This is a genomic window from Halorubrum salipaludis (assembly GCF_002286985.1).
In the GTDB taxonomy this organism is placed as follows: Archaea; Halobacteriota; Halobacteria; order Halobacteriales; family Haloferacaceae; genus Halorubrum; species Halorubrum salipaludis.
Map to the genome: position 1 here is coordinate 401,582 of NZ_NSKC01000003.1, position 16,386 is coordinate 417,967.

19 protein-coding genes are annotated in these 16,386 nt (G+C 67.6%); 10 read left to right on the forward strand and 9 right to left on the reverse strand.

Annotation, left to right across the window (positions count from 1 at the left end):
- Positions 1–26: 26 nt before the first annotated feature.
- Entirely contained in the window at positions 27–626 is a 600-nt protein-coding gene (locus tag CK500_RS07500) for a hypothetical protein (protein ID WP_095636615.1), read from the reverse strand.
- A 133-nt stretch (positions 627–759) separates the two neighbouring features.
- On the opposite strand from CK500_RS07500, the gene CK500_RS07505 reads away from it, so the two are divergent.
- Entirely contained in the window at positions 760–1,302 is a 543-nt protein-coding gene (locus CK500_RS07505; protein ID WP_095636616.1) for a halocyanin domain-containing protein, read from the forward strand.
- Between the two features lie 120 nt (positions 1,303–1,422).
- Here CK500_RS07505 and CK500_RS07510 read toward each other — a convergent pair whose 3' ends face one another.
- Positions 1,423–1,941, reverse strand: a complete 519-nt coding sequence (locus CK500_RS07510; RefSeq protein ID WP_095636617.1) for a hypothetical protein — start codon at positions 1,939–1,941, stop codon at positions 1,423–1,425.
- Positions 1,942–2,149: 208 nt separating this feature from the next.
- Between CK500_RS07510 and CK500_RS07515 the strand changes: the two genes are divergently transcribed.
- Both CK500_RS07515 and CK500_RS07520 read left to right on the forward strand, forming a co-directional pair.
- A complete protein-coding gene (locus CK500_RS07515; RefSeq protein WP_095636618.1) occupies positions 2,150–2,425 on the forward strand; it encodes a cytochrome C oxidase subunit IV family protein in 276 nt (91 codons plus the stop codon).
- A gap of 101 nt (positions 2,426–2,526) precedes the next feature.
- Positions 2,527–3,276: a GNAT family N-acetyltransferase gene (locus CK500_RS07520; RefSeq protein WP_095636619.1), complete on the forward strand. Its 750-nt coding sequence runs from the start codon at positions 2,527–2,529 to the stop codon at positions 3,274–3,276.
- Positions 3,277–3,298: 22 nt separating this feature from the next.
- Here CK500_RS07520 and CK500_RS07525 read toward each other — a convergent pair whose 3' ends face one another.
- A complete protein-coding gene (locus tag CK500_RS07525) occupies positions 3,299–4,291 on the reverse strand; it encodes an NAD-dependent epimerase/dehydratase family protein (protein WP_095636620.1) in 993 nt (330 codons plus the stop codon).
- A gap of 75 nt (positions 4,292–4,366) precedes the next feature.
- Positions 4,367–4,513 carry a hypothetical protein gene (locus tag CK500_RS17365; RefSeq protein ID WP_198951524.1) on the reverse strand — a complete coding sequence of 49 codons (147 nt, stop codon included), beginning with the start codon at positions 4,511–4,513 and terminating at the stop codon, positions 4,367–4,369.
- 79 nt (positions 4,514–4,592) lie between these two features.
- Here CK500_RS17365 and CK500_RS07530 point away from each other — a divergent pair, with 79 nt between their 5' ends.
- Complete coding sequence (locus CK500_RS07530; RefSeq protein ID WP_095636621.1) at positions 4,593–5,078, forward strand: DUF7575 domain-containing protein; 486 nt, start codon at positions 4,593–4,595, stop codon at positions 5,076–5,078.
- A gap of 40 nt (positions 5,079–5,118) precedes the next feature.
- On the opposite strand, the gene CK500_RS07535 is transcribed toward CK500_RS07530, so the two are convergent.
- Both CK500_RS07535 and coxB read right to left on the reverse strand, forming a co-directional pair.
- Positions 5,119–7,617: a cbb3-type cytochrome c oxidase subunit I gene (locus CK500_RS07535; RefSeq protein ID WP_095636622.1), complete on the reverse strand. Its 2,499-nt coding sequence runs from the start codon at positions 7,615–7,617 to the stop codon at positions 5,119–5,121.
- Positions 7,614–8,402: a cytochrome c oxidase subunit II gene (gene coxB / locus CK500_RS07540; RefSeq protein WP_095636735.1), complete on the reverse strand. Its 789-nt coding sequence runs from the start codon at positions 8,400–8,402 to the stop codon at positions 7,614–7,616. The genes CK500_RS07535 and coxB overlap by 4 nt, the downstream gene beginning before the upstream one ends.
- A 239-nt stretch (positions 8,403–8,641) precedes the next feature.
- Between coxB and CK500_RS07545 the strand changes: the two genes are divergently transcribed.
- The gene (locus CK500_RS07545; protein WP_095636623.1) at positions 8,642–9,094 is read left to right on the forward strand and encodes a hypothetical protein; all 453 of its coding nucleotides are present in this window, start codon (positions 8,642–8,644) and stop codon (positions 9,092–9,094) included.
- 190 nt (positions 9,095–9,284) lie between these two features.
- Here CK500_RS07545 and CK500_RS07550 read toward each other — a convergent pair whose 3' ends face one another.
- A complete protein-coding gene (locus CK500_RS07550; protein WP_095636624.1) occupies positions 9,285–9,485 on the reverse strand; it encodes a VNG_1110C family protein in 201 nt (66 codons plus the stop codon).
- Positions 9,486–9,695: 210 nt separating this feature from the next.
- Between CK500_RS07550 and CK500_RS07555 the strand changes: the two genes are divergently transcribed.
- From CK500_RS07555 to CK500_RS07575, 5 genes are all read left to right on the forward strand, one after another.
- On the forward strand, positions 9,696–10,805 hold the full coding sequence (locus tag CK500_RS07555; protein WP_095636625.1) for an OBG GTPase family GTP-binding protein: 1,110 nt from the start codon (positions 9,696–9,698) through the stop codon (positions 10,803–10,805).
- Between the two features lie 267 nt (positions 10,806–11,072).
- Positions 11,073–12,074 carry a M48 family metallopeptidase gene (locus CK500_RS07560; protein WP_095636626.1) on the forward strand — a complete coding sequence of 334 codons (1,002 nt, stop codon included), beginning with the start codon at positions 11,073–11,075 and terminating at the stop codon, positions 12,072–12,074.
- Positions 12,075–12,505: 431 nt separating this feature from the next.
- Complete coding sequence (locus CK500_RS07565) at positions 12,506–13,693, forward strand: redox-regulated ATPase YchF (RefSeq protein ID WP_095636627.1); 1,188 nt, start codon at positions 12,506–12,508, stop codon at positions 13,691–13,693.
- Positions 13,694–13,811: 118 nt separating this feature from the next.
- On the forward strand, positions 13,812–14,642 hold the full coding sequence (locus CK500_RS07570) for an amidohydrolase family protein (RefSeq protein WP_095636628.1): 831 nt from the start codon (positions 13,812–13,814) through the stop codon (positions 14,640–14,642).
- 63 nt (positions 14,643–14,705) lie between these two features.
- Positions 14,706–15,245 carry a DUF371 domain-containing protein gene (locus CK500_RS07575; RefSeq protein WP_095636629.1) on the forward strand — a complete coding sequence of 180 codons (540 nt, stop codon included), beginning with the start codon at positions 14,706–14,708 and terminating at the stop codon, positions 15,243–15,245.
- Positions 15,246–15,249: 4 nt separating this feature from the next.
- Here the strand turns inward: CK500_RS07575 and CK500_RS07580 are convergent, their stop codons facing one another.
- Positions 15,250–15,603, reverse strand: coding sequence for a hypothetical protein (locus CK500_RS07580; RefSeq protein WP_095636630.1), 354 nt, complete (start codon positions 15,601–15,603; stop codon positions 15,250–15,252).
- 126 nt (positions 15,604–15,729) lie between these two features.
- Positions 15,730–16,332: an NUDIX hydrolase gene (locus tag CK500_RS07585; RefSeq protein WP_095636631.1), complete on the reverse strand. Its 603-nt coding sequence runs from the start codon at positions 16,330–16,332 to the stop codon at positions 15,730–15,732.
- Between the last annotated feature and the right edge of the window lie 54 nt (positions 16,333–16,386).

The following is a 16,386-nucleotide window of genomic DNA, read 5'->3' on the forward strand; positions in this document are numbered from 1 at the left end:
GCTTTACACCCCCGTTCTCTCCCGCTTTACACCCCGTTCTCGGATTCGATCACGTCGTCGTCGACCCGTCGGATGCTCTCCGCCAGCCGTGAGCCGTCGGGCACGGCACGCAGAAAGGCCTCGGAGCCGAACGGCGCGTCCCCGTTGACCGACACCATCCCGAGGTCGGCGGGGTCGCCGTCGAGCCCGGTGAGGAACGCGACGGTCCGCACCGCGGGCACGTCTTCGACCCGCGCCGCCGGGTCCACGGAGCCGTACAGCGACCGGTGGGTCGCGACGTGGTAGACGCAGGTCGGGGTCGGCGCGAAACAGAGCAGGAACCGCGCGCCCGGCTCCGTGCGCCCGAGCTTCGGACGGAGCGCGTGGCTCTCGTCGGCGTGGAAGTACCGCTCCATCCGGCGGTACTGGCGGAGGACTTCGTTGGCACCCGTCGCGCGTCGCACGGCCGCGTCGCCCTTGAGCTCGATGACGTGGTCGACGCGCTCCGGCGTGCGCACGCGGACGTACACGTCGACGACCCCGCGGCGCTCCGCCGCGTCGTACGGCTCTTCCAGCCGGATATCGGGGTCGTCGTGGACGGCCGAGTAGTGGTCGACCACGCGCGTCGCCAGCTCGTCCTCCCGCATGGGTCGACCACGGAGGTGGCCGCGAATAAAGGCGCCGACGGCGAGGCGGCTCCCCGGTCGGTCCCCGCGGACGGTTCCCGCCTCCCGGGATTCGTCAAGGGGTTTGTAAGGCTCGAACCCGTAACGGAGAACGATGTCTGATAGACTGTCTAGGCGGCGGTACGTCGCCGGAACCGGAGCCGCGCTGACCCTTGGAACGCTCGCCGGCTGTTCCGGCGGCGGGGACGGCGGCGACGGGTCGGACGGATCCGATGGATCGGACGGTTCGGACGGGTCTGACGGCGGCTCCGGCGGGTCGGGCTCCGACGACGTTCCGAGCGAGATCGACGACTACCTCTCCGACGCCCGGCTGTACGAGGGGACGATCATGGACTACACCGGGGAGGACGAGGTCACCGTCGAGGTCGGCGGCGGCAGCGACGGGCTGGCGTTCGACCCGCCGGCGATCCGGATCGACTCCAGCACGACCGTCGTCTGGGAGTGGACCGGCCAGGGCGGCGCGCACAACGTGGTCTCCGCCGAGGAGTCCGAGTCCGACTTCGAGAGCGGAAACGCGGTCGACGAGGAGGGCAATACCTTCGAGCAGTCCTTCGACAACACCGGGATTCAGCTCTACTACTGCACCCCTCACGAGACGGTCGGGATGCTCGGCGCCATCGAAGTCGTCGAGGCCTGACTCGGCCAGCAACCGCGGTTCGATTTTTGGCGGACGCCGGTCCGGCAGCGACGAGGACACCGCTCCGGCAGCGACGCGGTCAGCCGTCTCGGTCGAGCTCTCGTCGCGCCGATCCGAGGGCTACGGGAGGAACGACCACCGCACGTCGACGATCCGGTCGTGCTCGCTCGTGACGGTCGGGCGCGCGAGGTGGTCGTTCGCGTTGACGCCGGCGTCGGCCAGCCGCGAGAGGGAGTCCTCCAACGTGCGGTCCGAGCGCTCGACGGCCGAGTCGCGGACGTACGGCGCGTCGAGCGGGTCCGACCGGGAGTTCGAGATGTCGATCGCGTCCGTGAGCTCGGCGCCGATCGCGTACGCCGGCTGGTGAAACTTCCACCCGTCCACGTCGAGGAAGAGCCACACGTCGCCGTTGATCGCGTGGTACTCCCCGGAGACGCGGGACGGGTCGTGGGCGACGACGCGGGAGAGGACGGCCGTCTTCGTTCGGTAGAGGGCGTCCTTCCGGGCCGAACGGACGTTGCTCTCGGTGAGGTCGCCGCGCTCGTAGGCGGCGGTCGCCTCGTCGGCGAACTGCTTCGCGACCTTGTTGACGACGTACAGCGATTCGAGCAGATCGTCCGTCGGTTCGAGGGGGTCCACGGTGATTCCGGTCGGCGGCTGCGACCGGTGTCAGGTGGGTCCGTCCCGCGGATAGGCGTTTCGGGATCTCCGGGGTCCGCGGTCGGCGTCGCCGTCGATCGACCCCCCGACGCGCTCGGCGTCGCCCGGATCGGCGGCCCGCCGAGCCGCGGACTCGTCCCCCGGATGGTTAATTCTTTAAGCACACGGACGAAGGTGGGAGCAAGCAATGTCGGACGATTCGCTCAAACTGTACACGGCGATCTACGTCGCGCTCCTGATTGCCGCGGCCCTCAACTTCGTCCTCTTCGAGGCCGAGTTCCTCAACTTCACCTACGCGCAGGCGTTCGGCGGCACGATGGTGATCGCGACGGTCAAGACCCTGCTCATCGTCGGGTACTTCCAGCACCTCCGGTGGGAGAACCGGTCGCTCAGCTACGTGATGGCGCTCGCGCTCGCGCTCACGATGCTGCTGATGGCCGCCGCGACGTACTCCATCTCGTAGACCGCTCGGCCTCCGTTTTTTTTTCCTCGTCCGCACGCCGTTCCCCGCTTCCGACCCGTCCCGCCTGTGTGTTTTTTGTAGCCGGGCGCGAATGAGCCGGTATGGATCTCCGACCCGCGACCCTCGACGATATCGACGCGATCCGGACGATCGCGCGCGAATCGCTGATCGCTTCCTACGGCCACGCCGTCGACGAGTCCCTGCTGGCGGAGGCGGTCGACGAGTGGTACGACCCCGACGACCTCGGCGCGGACATCGGCGACGACGACACGGTGTTCCCCGTCGCGGTCGTCGACGAGACGGTCGTCGGCTTCGCCGAGAGCTACGTCGTCGGTCGGCGCGAACGCGTCGGCGAGATCGACTGGCTCCACGTCCACCCTGACCACCGCGAGTCGGGGATCGGGTCCGCGCTCTTGGAACGGGTGGAGTCGGAGCTGCGCGCGGCGGACGTCGACCGCATCGAGGCGCGCGTGCTCGTCGACAACGAGGCCGGCACGGCGTTCTACGAGCGCGAGGGGTACGACCTCGACGGCGAGCGCCCGGTTGAGATAGGCGACGAGCGGTTCGACGAACGGGAGTACCGCAAACAGATCGGACGGCTGACCGGCATCTCCGAGGGCACGTACGAGACGGACGACGGCGAGATCGTCCACGTCGCCTTCGACGAGAGCGACCGCGGCTCTCACGCCCCGTTTTACGTCGCGTACGCCGACGCCGACCTCTCGCAGCGCTACGGCTACCTCTGCGGGAACTGCGAGGGGACGAACGTCGCCATCGACACGATGGATCGGATGGAGTGCCGCGACTGCGGTAACCGCCGCAAGCCGTCCCGGTGGGACGCGGCGTACTGAATCGCCCGCTCGCCGTGCCGACTCACAGCGTCTCTTTCACGCCCAGCACCCGCTCTTCCGCCTCCCGTCCCGGGTCCCACTCGGCGCCGTCGCGGTCGGCCTCCCGATGCTCGGCGACGGTCCGCGCCATCGCCTCGTCGACGGGCGTCGACTCCCATCCGAGATCGGCGAGCGCACACGTGTCGAGCAGGTGCGGGTACTCCCGGTACAAGGCGAAGTCGTCCGGTTCGAGCCCGCCGGCCGCCAGCGCGTCGGCGCTCGCCGCGACGACCTCGCAGTCGGCGCCGGCGGCGTCGGCGATCGCCTCCAGCGTCTCTTCGAGCGTGAGCGCTCGGCGGTCCCCCACGTTGTACGCCCGCCCCGCCTCGCCGCGCTCGGCGACGATCCGGAGCGCGCTCGCCACGTCCTCGACGTACGCCCGGTGCCAGAGGTTCTGCCCGTCGCCCGGGACGACGACGCGGTCGTGGGAGAGCACGCGGTCGATCCAGTAGTCGAGCCGCTCCGTGTAGTCGTACGGGCCGTAGACGATACAGGGACGCACCGCCATCGCGCGGACGCCCTCCTCGGCGGCCGCGAAGACGGCCCGATCGCCCTCTGCCTTCCGGTTCCCGTAGGTCTCCGACGTGTCGTCGGTCGCCTGCTCGGGCGTGCACGGGCGGAGCGCCGTTTCCCCTTCGCGTTTGGGGATCTCCTCGTCGGCGTAGCTCGATCCGGACGAGACGTACACGTACCCGCCGACGTCGGCGAACACCTCCGTGGCCGTCTCCACGTCGGCCGGCTCATAGGCGACGCAGTCGATCACGACGTCGGGTTCGACCGAGAGCTTCGCGGTCCGGAGGTCCCGCTCGTTCGTGCGGTCCCCCTCGATGTGAGTCACTCTGTCGTCGTCGGAAAACGGATTCTCGTGGGTGCCCCGGTTCAACATCCCGACCTCGTAGCCGTTCGCGAGCAGGTCCGAGACGGTGTGTCGGCCGATAAAGCGAGTCCCGCCGATGACGAGCGCCGTGTCGGTCATACCGGTCATCCGGGCAGCGGACTCAAAAGCGTGGCCGAACCGGAACGGGGCGAGGGAAACGGACGGGACACCGCCTCAGTCGTCGTGCTTCGCGCGCGGCCCGTCCCCGCGCCACCGACGGTACAGCAGGTACGCGACGCCGAGTCCGACGACCCAGCTCCCGACCCCCGCGATCGCGAATCCGATTCCGATCAGGAACTCTCCGGTCGGCACGCCGAACATACCCTCGTTCGGCGTCTCGGCCACATAAACGCTCCGAGGGAGGGGTAGTTTCTCGGCGCTGGCGCCCGTTCCGAACGCCATGAGCGATCCCGAACCGAACCGGCGACGGCCGTGGCTCGCCGCAGCGCTGGCGCTTCTTGTGTCCGGTCTCGGTCACGCCTACCTCAGGCGATGGGCGCGCGCGTTCGGCTGGTACGCGGCGGTCACGGCGACGCTCGTGTTCGTCGTCCCCGACGCGGCGGTCGATCGGGTCGCCGCCGGCGACCGGCCACCGGTCGCCGACATCGCCCCGGCGCTCGTCGTCGTCGCCGCTAGCGTCGTCGACGCGTACGTCCTCGCCCTCCGGAACAACCGCGAGTACGACCGGCACTCGTCGTCGTCGAGCGACGACGCGGCGGACGCGTCCGCCGACCGGAATGCGGAGCGGACGAGCGACGATGAACTCGAACCGCGCGGAGCGGTACCGGACTCGACCACCGACACCGTCTCGTGTCCTCACTGCGGCCGCGACACGGACGCGACGCTCGATTTCTGTCAGTGGTGCGCCGATCCGCTGGAGGAGTAAGCCGCGTCCGAAAAAGGGAACCGAGGCGTCCGCCGCTACCTCAGAAGAGGTAGAACAGCGGGAAGATGAACACCCAGACGATGTCCACGAAGTGCCAGTAGAGGCCGAAGTACTCGATCGGCCGTTCGTCATCGAGGTAGTGGCCCTGATACACCCGGACGAACAGGAAGATGGCGATCAGGAGCCCGATGACGACGTGGATCCCGTGGAGCCCAGTCGTCACGTAGTAGATCGACGCCTGAATCGGGTCGCCGTGGGCGTTGGCGTTGATCGTCACGCCGCGGTCGAAGATCTCGTGGTTCCACTCCCACATCTTGATCGCCAGGAACACGAAGCCGAACCCGATCGTCGCGCCGAGCGAGGCCAGCAGCCCCTGCCGGCTCTTGCGGTGGGCGGCCACCAGCGCGAGGATCACCGTGAACGAGGAGGTGATCAGCACGAACGTGTTGATGAGCCCGGGCAGCGACTCCGTCAGCGGCTCCCACGTCATCCAGCCGGCGTTGTACCGGACGAAGATGGCCGCGGAGAGGAACGCGCCGAAGACGATCACGTCGGAGGCGAGGAAGAACCACATCCCCAGCTTCACCTTCTCGACGCCCTCGAAGGGCCACCGCTCGGCGAACTCGCTGGGCGGCGCGTAGAAGTCCTCCAGCCCCCACTTCACGCCGGACCAGATCATACCGATCAGTCCGACGACGATGAGCACCGGGTACACGGGGTTCGAGATTTCGACTCCCGTCTGGGCCACCGACTCACCCAGGATGAACGTGACCGACTCGCTGAAGCCGGAGAGCCCGAGCAGCAGGATACCGAGCGCCAGCGAGATCGCGAACGGCCAGATGCTCGCGTGGCTCGGGTGTTTGTCCCAGTACGGGTACTCCGTGATGTGCTCTTCGTGGCTGTCGCCGCCGTCGGTCGCGGCGTCGCCGTCGGCGTCGGCCTTCACGGCCGGCCCGCCGTCGGGCACGTAGTCCTTCACGAACTCCAGCTTACCGGAGGCGTACGAGGGGCGGTTGGGCCAGTTCTCGAGCGGCGGGGGCGAGGAGATCGCCCACTCCGCCGTCCGCGAGTAATCCCACGGGTTGTCGCCGGCGGGCTCGCCGGAGACGTAGGACTTCGCGAAGTTGTAGAACATGATGAAGAACGACAGCCCGAGGACGAACGCCCCGATCGTCCCGAACTGGTGGTAGATCTGGAACTCGGGGTTGTACTCGAACACCCGGCGGGGGGTCTCCCAGCCGAGGAACATCGAGAAGTAGACGGCGTTAAAGCCGATGAAGAAGACGACGAAGTGGATCTTCCCGAGGAGCTCGTCGTACATCTTCCCGGTCACCTTCGGGAACCAGTAGTAGGCCCCGCCGAACAGCGCCGTCGCACCGCCGAACATCACGTAGTGGAAGTGCGCGACCACCCAGTAGGTGCCGCGGAACTCGTAGTCGAGCACGATCGCGCCGAGGAACACCCCGGTGATGCCGCCGAGGATGAACAGCAACAGCGCCCCGAACGCGAAGAGGAACGGCGTCGTGAACTGGATGCGGCCCTTGATGAGGGTGTAGATCAGCGAGAACACCACGAGGTCGAAGGGCAGCGAGATCCCGATGGTGGTCGCCATCATCAGCGTCTTGATCTCCAGGTTGATCGTCGTCAGGAACATGTGGTGCATCCACACGAGGAACGACTGGACCGAGATCAGACAGATGGCGATGATCACCCACTTCCGGCCGACGAGGCGCCGCCCGGAGAAGGTCTGGAACAGCTCCAACATGACCCCAAGCGCCGGGAAGAAGACGATGTACACCTCCGGATGGCCGAAGAACCAGAAGAGGTGCCCCCACAGCAGGGAGCCGCCTTCGGTTGCGGAGAAGTAGACACTCCCGAGCACGCGGTCGGACGCGAGGATGAGGCCCACGGCGAGCAGCGCCGCGAACGCGAACAGCATCATCCACACCGTGGCGAGGATGGACCAGGTGAACATCGGCATATCCATGATCCCCATCCCCTCGGCGCGCGAGTGGTGGATGGACGTGAGGAAGTTCACCGTCGACGCCGTGATGCCGACGACGAACATGAACAGCGCGAGCACCGCCCCGGTCGACCCGATGCTCGGCGTGTACATCGGGATGTTGAGCGGGGCGTACATCGTCCACCCGGCGTCGAGCGTCCCGCCCTGGAAGAAGCTGATCCCCAGCAGGATGCCGGAGAACAGGTACATCCAGTAGGAGAGCGCGTTCAGGCGCGGGAACGCGAGGTCGTCGGCGCCGATCTGCAGCGGCACGAAGTAGTTCGCGAAGCCGAACCCGAACGGCGAGAGGAACCAGAACACCATGATCAGTCCGTGCGCGGTGACGGCCTCGTTGTACGCCAGCCCGGAGAGGATCTGGCTCGTCGGGTCCCACAGCTGCATGCGGATCAGCAGCGCGAGGACGCCGCCGAACAGCAGGAAGAACAGCGCGGTGATCGTGTACAGGATGCCGATGTCCTTGTGGTTCGTCGTGACGAACCAGCGCTTGACGGAGGTCGTCGGGGGAAGTTCGCTCATGCGCTCACACCTCCGATGGCGGCGGCGTTAACGCTCGCGGCGCCGTCGACGCTCGCGCCGCCCTCGACGTTGGAGGAGTCGCCGTCGGTCCCCTCGTACCACGTCTCCCACTCGTCCTGCGGGATGACGGTGATCTGGCCCTCCATCGCGGAGTGGCCGGGACCGCAGAGCTCGAAGCACTCGACCGTGAACGTCGCCTCGCCGCCCTGCGCCTGGACTTCCTCGGAACTGACGGAGAACCAGTTGGTGTTGGTGTCTCCGGGGATGGCGTCGGACTTTATCCGCAGCTCCGACGAGCCGAAGTTGTGCCACACGTCCCGTGATGTCACCGAGATGTCGATCCGCGTATCGGCGGGCACGACCAGCTCACCCGTCTCGGTGTGGCCGTTCGGGTACTCGTAGTCCCAGCCGTACTGGTACCCTTCGACGACGATCTCGATGTTGTCCTCGTCGGCGTCCGGTCCGTCCTCGACGTAGAGGAGGATCCCGTACGCGTACACGACGAGGCTGATGACGACGATCGCGCTCAACCCGAACGACAGGAAGAGCTTCTTGGCTTTCGGACCGCCCTGTCCCGTCGGGAGCTCGCCGACCTCCGGCGCGTCGAAGCCCTCCTTCGGCTCGCCGCCGTCGTCGCGGTACTTGTACACGTTCCACAGCGTGTACGCGACGACGATGGTTCCGATGAGGGTCCCTAACGCGAGGAAGACGAAGAAGATCTCGTCGAAGACCTCCGCCTGCGCGCGCCAGTCGCTCCCCTGTTGCAGGATAAGTGAATCTATCATGTTCGTCACTCTGCTCTTGTACCCACCTTAGCGAAGGCGCACTTAGCTCTTGTGTAGCGGAGCGAGAAGCGCCCCACGTGGCGACCCGCAGAGTCACCTTCAGCGGGGCGTGTCGACCGGTCGCCCCGAGCTGCGACGGAGCGATGGGGAGCCGATCGACGGAACACCCGGAAGTCGATCGGCCGAACATACGAAGGCTATTTGTACGCGGGAACGGACCGCCTAACAACGAACTCACCATGGTCTCACTCACGCTCTTGAGCACGGCACTGATGGGGCTGCTCGTCGTGGCCACCTTCGTCGCCGTCGCGCAGATCGGAGGACAGCGAACCGCTCCCGGCGCCGGATCGACCAGCAGATACGACGCGGTGGTCGCGACCCTCGGCGACGTCGCCCGGACGCCGGCGGTCTGGGCGGTCGCGTTCGTCGCCGTCACGGTCGGCATCGGCGCGGTCGCGGTCCTCGCGGTCGGCAACTTCGGACTGCCCGAAGGGCTCTCCGGGAGTCTCCTCACCGCCGTGTACGCCGCGGTCGGCCTCCTGTTGACCGGCTTCGTCTTCCTCGGCGCGTACTTCGGCACTCGCGGCCGCGGGCTCGGAAACGCTCACGGCGTCGCGGCCGGCTCGTTCGCGGCCGGGCTGGTGTTCCTCGTGCTCATCGCGGCCCAGCTGCTCGTCGGGATCATCGGATAGTCGTCGGATAGCGCTTCTCGGCCGATCGGTCCTCTCCCCGCACTTCCGTCTTCTCTGGACTCCGAGCGAAAGCTGTAACTTCGGTGTGGATCGTCGTTTCGAAGGAACAGTCTCATTTTCGAACCGCCCGCTCCCGACCGCCGCCGGTGGGTCAGGCCTGATCGGTCAGACGGCGATGAGGGCTGGCCGGTCAGGCGACGGCGACGCCGTTCCGCGCGAGGTAGTCGCTCGCGGCCTTGATCTCGACCGGACTCCCGATGATCCGATAGTGGTCGTCGCCCTCGACCACCGTCACGGTGAACCGCTCGCGGACGCCGTCCCGAAGTCCGTCGAGCGCGCGGCGCGGGAGGACGATCTGCGTGCTGTCACGGAGGCTCGACGGATCGGGCATTCGACGTGTCGACTCTCGCGGTAAACGGGTATAATCGTGTCGAAAGTTTGCCGAATCGACGCCGCGGTGGGGCCGTGGATCGCGGCCGGTTCGCGTATCGAGTGCGCGCGAGCGGCGCGGCCTCCAGAAATCCGGACCACTGAGGGGAAGCGCTGAGGTCGCGAGCCGGAAGGAACACCTTTAACGAGACGACCGGCCGACTGTACGCCAATGGGACTGGAGGAAGAGATCGAGGACCTCCGCGAGGAGATCGCCGAGACGCCCTACAACAAGTCCACGGAGGCACACATCGGGCGCTTGAAGGCGAAGCTCGCGGAGAAAAAGGAGAAGCTGGAGAACCAGTCCTCCGCCGGCGGCGGCCACGGCTACGCGGTCGAGAAGCACGGCGACGCCACGGTCGCCTTAGTCGGGTTCCCGAGCGTGGGCAAGTCCACCCTCATCAACGCCCTCACCAACGCCGACAGCGAGGTGGGCTCCTACGAGTTCACCACCCTCGACGTGAATCCCGGCATGCTGCAGTACCGCGGCGCGAACATCCAGATCCTCGACGTGCCGGGCCTGATCGAGGGCGCCGCGGGCGGCCGCGGCGGCGGGAAGGAGGTGCTCTCCGTCGTTCGGACCGCGGACCTGGTGGTGTATGTCCTCTCGGTCTTCGAGATCGAGCAGTACGACCGCCTGAGCGAGGAGCTGTACAACACCAACATCCGCCTCGACACGGAGCCCCCGAACATCAACATCCGGAAGACGCACAAAGACGGGATCGGGGTGACCATGAGCGATGACGTGAGCCTCGACGAGAACACCGTCAAACAGGTCCTCCGCGAGTACGGCTACGTCAACGCCAAGGTGACGATCCCCCACGACCTCACGATCGACGAGCTGGTCGACGCCGTGATGGACAACCGGGAGTACCTCCCCTCGATGGTCACCGTCAACAAGGCCGACCTCATCGACAGGGACTACCTCCCGACCGTCGAGGCGGAGCTCCGCGAGCGCGACCTCGACCCCGACGACGTGATCTTTATCTCCGCGGAGATGGAGCGCGGGCTCGACGGGCTCAAAGAGCGGCTCTGGGAGGAGCTCGGACTCATCCGGATCTACATGGACAAGCCGGGCCGCGGCGTCGACTACGAGGAGCCGCTGATCCTGTTCGAGGGCGACACCGTCGGCGACGCCTGCACGAAGATCGGCGGCGAGTTCGACGAGCGGTTCAAGTTCGCCCGGGTGTCGGGACCGAGCGCGAAACACGACGATCAGCAGGTCGGCAAGGGCCACGAGCTGGCCGACGAGGACGTGCTCCGGATCGTCGCTCGGAAGTAGACTTTTAAATCCGCGTCGGGGGAGTGATCGCTTGCGATTTCCGCCGTTTGGTTATAAATAACGGATAGGAAATCAGCGAGGAACACCGCAAAGCCCCAGGTGGTCGATACAACGGGTGGGAAGGAATAATTACTCCGGAACCGGGCAATTCACACACTTACGTAGCGGCCGTGTCAGTCCCGAGCGAAGCGACGCAATAGAATTTCCTCGATCGGTGTTCGGTGGATTCGACTAAACTCTTTTATAAACTCATCCGTGCGTATTTCTATGGAATGGTCCCCGAACAGGCGGTTACAGTTGTGGATCGTGCTTTCGTTGTCGGTGTTACTTCTGACGACGCTCGCGGCTGCGCTTGCCGGCGGAATCGTCGTGTTCTTCGTCGCGGTCACTCTGTGGACCCTCGGCGGTAGCGGAGCCGACCTCTTTACCGGGGACATACGTACTGTGTTGGTCATCTCCGTATCAGGCATTATTTTGAGTGCCCTGTTGTGGGGTGAGCGTAACGCACCCGACCACGCAATCGCGATTACCGGTGCACAGCGAGTGTCGGAGGGGGAGTATCCGGAGCTGCGTTCGACCGTTCGCAACATCGCACACCAGGTTTCCGTCCCGGTCCCCACGATCTACGTGGCACCGACGGAGACGCCGATCTCACTGACCACGGGTTTCACCGCCCGTACGTCTCGGTTAGTCGTCAGCGAGGGGCTGCTGGACGCGCTTGAGGAGCCGGAGCTACGCGCAGTCGTCGCGCACGAAGTTGCTCACGTCAAGAATCACGACGCGGCGGTCATGACTTCCGCGACCCAGCCGGTAGCCGCCGCCGAACGCGTCACAGAGCTACTTCGCGGTCCGACGACTGGAATCAAACACGGCGTCGTCAGCCGTGCGGATTACACTGACGCCGTCCTCTCCGTCGGTCTCACGCTTGTCTTTCCGCTCTGGATACTCTCTCGGTTACTGTCGTCCTCTTTCGCCCGTACGCGTGAGTTTGCTGCCGACCGCGGGGCGGTTGCGATCACCGGTGAGCCAGCAGCCCTCGCGTCGGCGCTCAAGACAATCGATAGCTCGCTCGACGAGCGCCCAACCACCGATTTCCGACGAACATCGATAGCGGCCTTCGCAATCGTTGAGCCGGATGCGGTTGATCCGGCAGGGCGTCTCGCAGGGTTTACGAGATTCAAACGTCGGCTGTTCTCGACGCATCCACCGACGAGGGCACGAATAGAACGGCTCGAAGCGGATTACGAAAGGTTCAGCAAAGCCGAGTAACTGACCGCAGATCGGCGGTGAACGCCTCCAAATCCCCCGGTCGCTTGGCTGTTCGTGATCGGTTTCGCCGAGAGTACCCCCGTGACTGAGATCGCCGAAGCCCCAGTCGCGACGGCTCGCGCGCCTTGCTGTGCTCCTCGCTCGTTCGCGTTTCTCACTCGCTGCGGTGCTTGCTGCGGCGTGCTTCGCCCTCGCGACTGCCCCTTCGAGTCCCACCCCTGCGACCGCACAGCTCCTCACACCTCCCCAGCCTCGTCAGTCGCCGTCGCTTCGCTCCGGCGACTGACTCCCTCGCGCGGCGCTCCTCGGCCGCGATGCGGCCTCGGAGGCGCGCGCCGACTGAGGCTGGAAACGAATCCGCCGTGGCTGTTGTCGTTCACCTCACCGAGTCCGACCGAAAGGCGCTTTTCGCCCGGCCGCGACCCACCACCATGATCACGGTCGCGCTCGCGGGCAAGCCGAACGCCGGCAAGTCCACCTTTTATACCGCCGCCACGATGGCCGATGTCGACGTGGCCAACTACCCGTTCACGACGATCGACGCCAACCGCGGCGTGACGCACGTCCGCACCGAGTGCCCCTGCCTCGACCGGGAGGAGCGGTGCGGCAACGAGAACTGCCGCGACGGGAAGCGGTACGTCCCCGTCGAGCTCCTCGACGTGGCCGGGCTGGTGCCGGGCGCCCACGAGGGGAAGGGCCTGGGCAACCAGTTCCTCGACGAGCTGACGAACGCAGACGTGGTGTTGAACGTCGTCGACGCCTCAGGCGCGACGAACGCGGAGGGCGAGCCGGTGGAGGTCGGCGCCCACGACCCCCTCGACGACGTGGACTTCATCGAGGAGGAGATGGACCTGTGGCTCGCGGGGATCGTCGACCGCAACTGGGAGGGGGTCGAGCGACAATCCCGCTCGCCGGACTTCGACCTGGAGGCGGCGGTCACCGACCTGCTGACCGGGTTCGGCGCGACGGAGCACGACGTGACGGCCGTCCTCCGCGAGCTGGAGTACCCCGACGACCCGAAGGCGTGGACCGGCGAGGACCGCGAGGCGCTCGCGCGGGCGATCCGACGCCGGACCAAGCCGATCGTCGTCGTCGCCAACAAGGTCGACGCCGCGCCCGAGGGGGCGATCGACCGGCTCCGCGAGGGGACGGACAAGCCGGTGGTCCCGGCCACGGCGGACGGGGAGCTCGGCCTGCGCCGCGCCGCGGAGGCCGGCGTCGTCGACTACGACCCGGGCGACGAGGGGTTCGACGTGGTCGGCGACGTCTCCGACGGCCAGCGCGAGGGGCTGGAGGCGATCCGCGGCGCGATGACCGAACACGGCGGGACGGGGGTCCAGACCGCGCTGAACGCGGCGGTGTACGACCTGCTCGACCGGATCACCGTCTACCCCGTGCAGGACGCCTCGAAGTGGACGGACGGGACCGGGAACGTCCTCCCCGACGCCTTTCTCCTCCCGTCGGGCGCGACCCCGCCGGACCTCGCGTACGCGGTCCACACCGACATCGGCGAGGGATACCTCCACGCGGTCGACGCGCGCTCCTCGCGCCGGATCGGCGAGGGCCACGAGCTCTCGGAGGGCGACGTGGTGAAGATCGTCTCGACCGCGGGGCCGTGAGGGGGGAGGAGGGAGACCGCGACGCCGGGGGCGGCGCCGCGAACGGGGGCGCCGCGAACGGGGCGCGCGTCCCGTGAGACCGACAGGCACATGCGGATCCGCTGAGAGGGACCGGTAGATGCTCGGGCTGGAACACGACTTCCGGATCGTCGACACCCGCGCGACGCTCGACCCCGACGAGTCGTCGGTCGCGACCCACGGGCGGGACGTCTCCCCCGAGCTGCTGGAACGCGAGATGCTCCAGGCTGGCGTCGTCCGCGCGGTCGCGAGCCCGGGCCGGCGAGCGGCGGGGCAGAGTTACCTCCGCGCGAACAACGCGGTCGCGCGGCTCTCGATCGACCGCCCGTTCGTCGCGTTCGCCCGACTCAACGGTCCCCGGGATCCGGGGAGCGGCCCCCTCTCCGCGGTCAGGAACCTCCGCGCGGAGCGCGACGACCACCACGCCCGCCCCGACGACGTCGAGCAGTACTCCTACGACGACCGGTTCCACGGGTTCACCCTCGTCCCGCACGCCGACGGCCTCCCGAACGAGGACGTGCTCGCCCGGCTGGAGGACGCCGACCTCCCCGTGATCGTCCACGCCGGCAGGGAGTTCCCGCCGGAGGCGGTCGAGCGCGAGCTGCTCGGCTACGACATGCCGGTGGTGCTCGCCAGCTTCGGCGGCTACCCCCTCGACGCCGACCTGATGAACGAGACGCTCGACCTGTTGGAGGTGCACGACCGGCTGTACGTCGAGACGAGCGCGGTGCGGTACCGCGAGGTGCTCGAGCGCGGCGTCTTAGAACACCCCGACCGCGTCCTCTTCGGCTCCGGGGCGCCGGACGTACACCCGAACGTCGGCGTGATGGAGGTGCTCACCCTCGACGTCTCCGAGGACCTGATGCGCCGCGTGTTCGCGAAGAACCCCGCACGGCTGATCCCCGCGCTCGCCGAGGGCGCCGACGTCTGAGTCGTCCCCGTCCCCTCGGCTCGAGACGGTAGTCACTTGGCGCGCCGCCGCCGACCCGGCGACATGAGCGACGCAGACGCCGAGCGCGACGACCCGAACGACCCCGAGACCGCCGCCGGCGACCCGTCGGCCGACGGCGCCCTCATCGAGGTCGTCCGCGCGGTCGGCCACGAACACGTCACCGCCGAGCACGCGAGCACCGTCGAGCTGACGACGGACGACTGGCTCACTCCCGCGGGCGACTGCATCGTCGGGGTCGAGGCCGACCGCACGCCGCGCGACTTCGCCGCCGCGTTCCGCGAGGCGTGTCGGGACCCGGACGCGACGATCACGGCGACGTTCGCGGTCGGCGAGCCGAGCGACGACGCGGTCGACGTGGACGACCCCGCGCACGTCGACGCGATCGTCGGTCAGGGCGACCCCGACCTCGCGCTCCTCGACGACCGGTCGATGGTCGGGCGCACGAGCGACTACACCGACGACGAGCGCACGATCTTCGTCGATGGCGACGGGGCGGCCGCCGACCTCGATCGGGACCTCGTGGCGGCGCTCGCGGCGGGCGCCCCGCTGCGGCTGCGGTTGGAAGTCGAGCCCGCGGAGTGAGAGGTCAGACGCGGTCGGAGGTGCCGGCTTCGACGAGGTCGATGACGGGGAACGGCTCGCGGCGATCGAACGACGCGAAGACGGCCTCGTAGCGCGCGGAGGGGAAAACGAGCGCGACGACGTTCTCGAAGAACAGCGTCTGCGCTTGGAACTCCTCGCCGATGAGGTCCTTGAAGTCGTCGCCGGTGACCTGATTCGCCATCAGCAGCTGGTACGCCTCTTCGAGGTCCCGGTCGGAGTACTCGGATTCGAGGTCCTCCCGGATGTAGTCGACAGTGAAATCGAAGGCGTCCAAGTGGGCGATCACCCGTGCGTCGGCCCCGTCGACGCCGCGGAGAGTATCGACGATCTGAGACATGTCGGAGAATTTCACCGGTACGGTGTAAATATGGCCATCTCGGTCGATACGGGCCGATTCGACTGGTGTCGTCGGGATCCGAGGTGAGCCGCTCGGGAGATCTCGGCGGGTCGCTCCGACGCCGGTTCAGATCGGGAGCTCCGCGTCCGCCCCCACCACCCGATCGACCTCCTCCGGCGCGCGCCAGTCGGTTGTCCGCTCCAGCAGCTGTACGACCATCCGGCCGGTCGCGCCCCAGACGGTGTAGCCGTCGACGTGGAAGAAGTGGATCCGGTGGTCGCCGTACTCCGGGTGCCCGATGCGACGTTCCGTCTCGTAGTTCGCGGGGTCGGTCAGCCCGCTCACGGGGAGCACCGCCACCTCGGCGACCTCCGACTCGTCGGGGACGTACTCGCGGTCGGGCGCGACGCCGACGAACGGTCGGATCCGGTACGCGGAGGAGGTCCGCGTGTCGTCGAGCCGACCGACCACGTCGACTTCGTCGGGCCGCATGCCGACCTCCTCGTCGGCCTCGCGGAGCGCGGTGTCGGTCAGGGTCCGGTCGATCGGCTCGCGGCCGCCGCCCGGGAAGCTCATCTGCCCCGGGTGTCTCCCGAGGTGGGCGGCGCGCTTGGTGAACAGCAGATGGGCCTCGCCGCCGCGCTCGATGACGGGCGCCAGCACGGCGGCCTCGCGGCGCGCCCGGGTCACCTCCTCGGGCGTATGCCGACGCAGCCCCGTCAGGTCCATACCGGCCGTAGGCGCCCGGACGGGGTTAACGTTTCTCCGCGTTCCGGCGGTCTG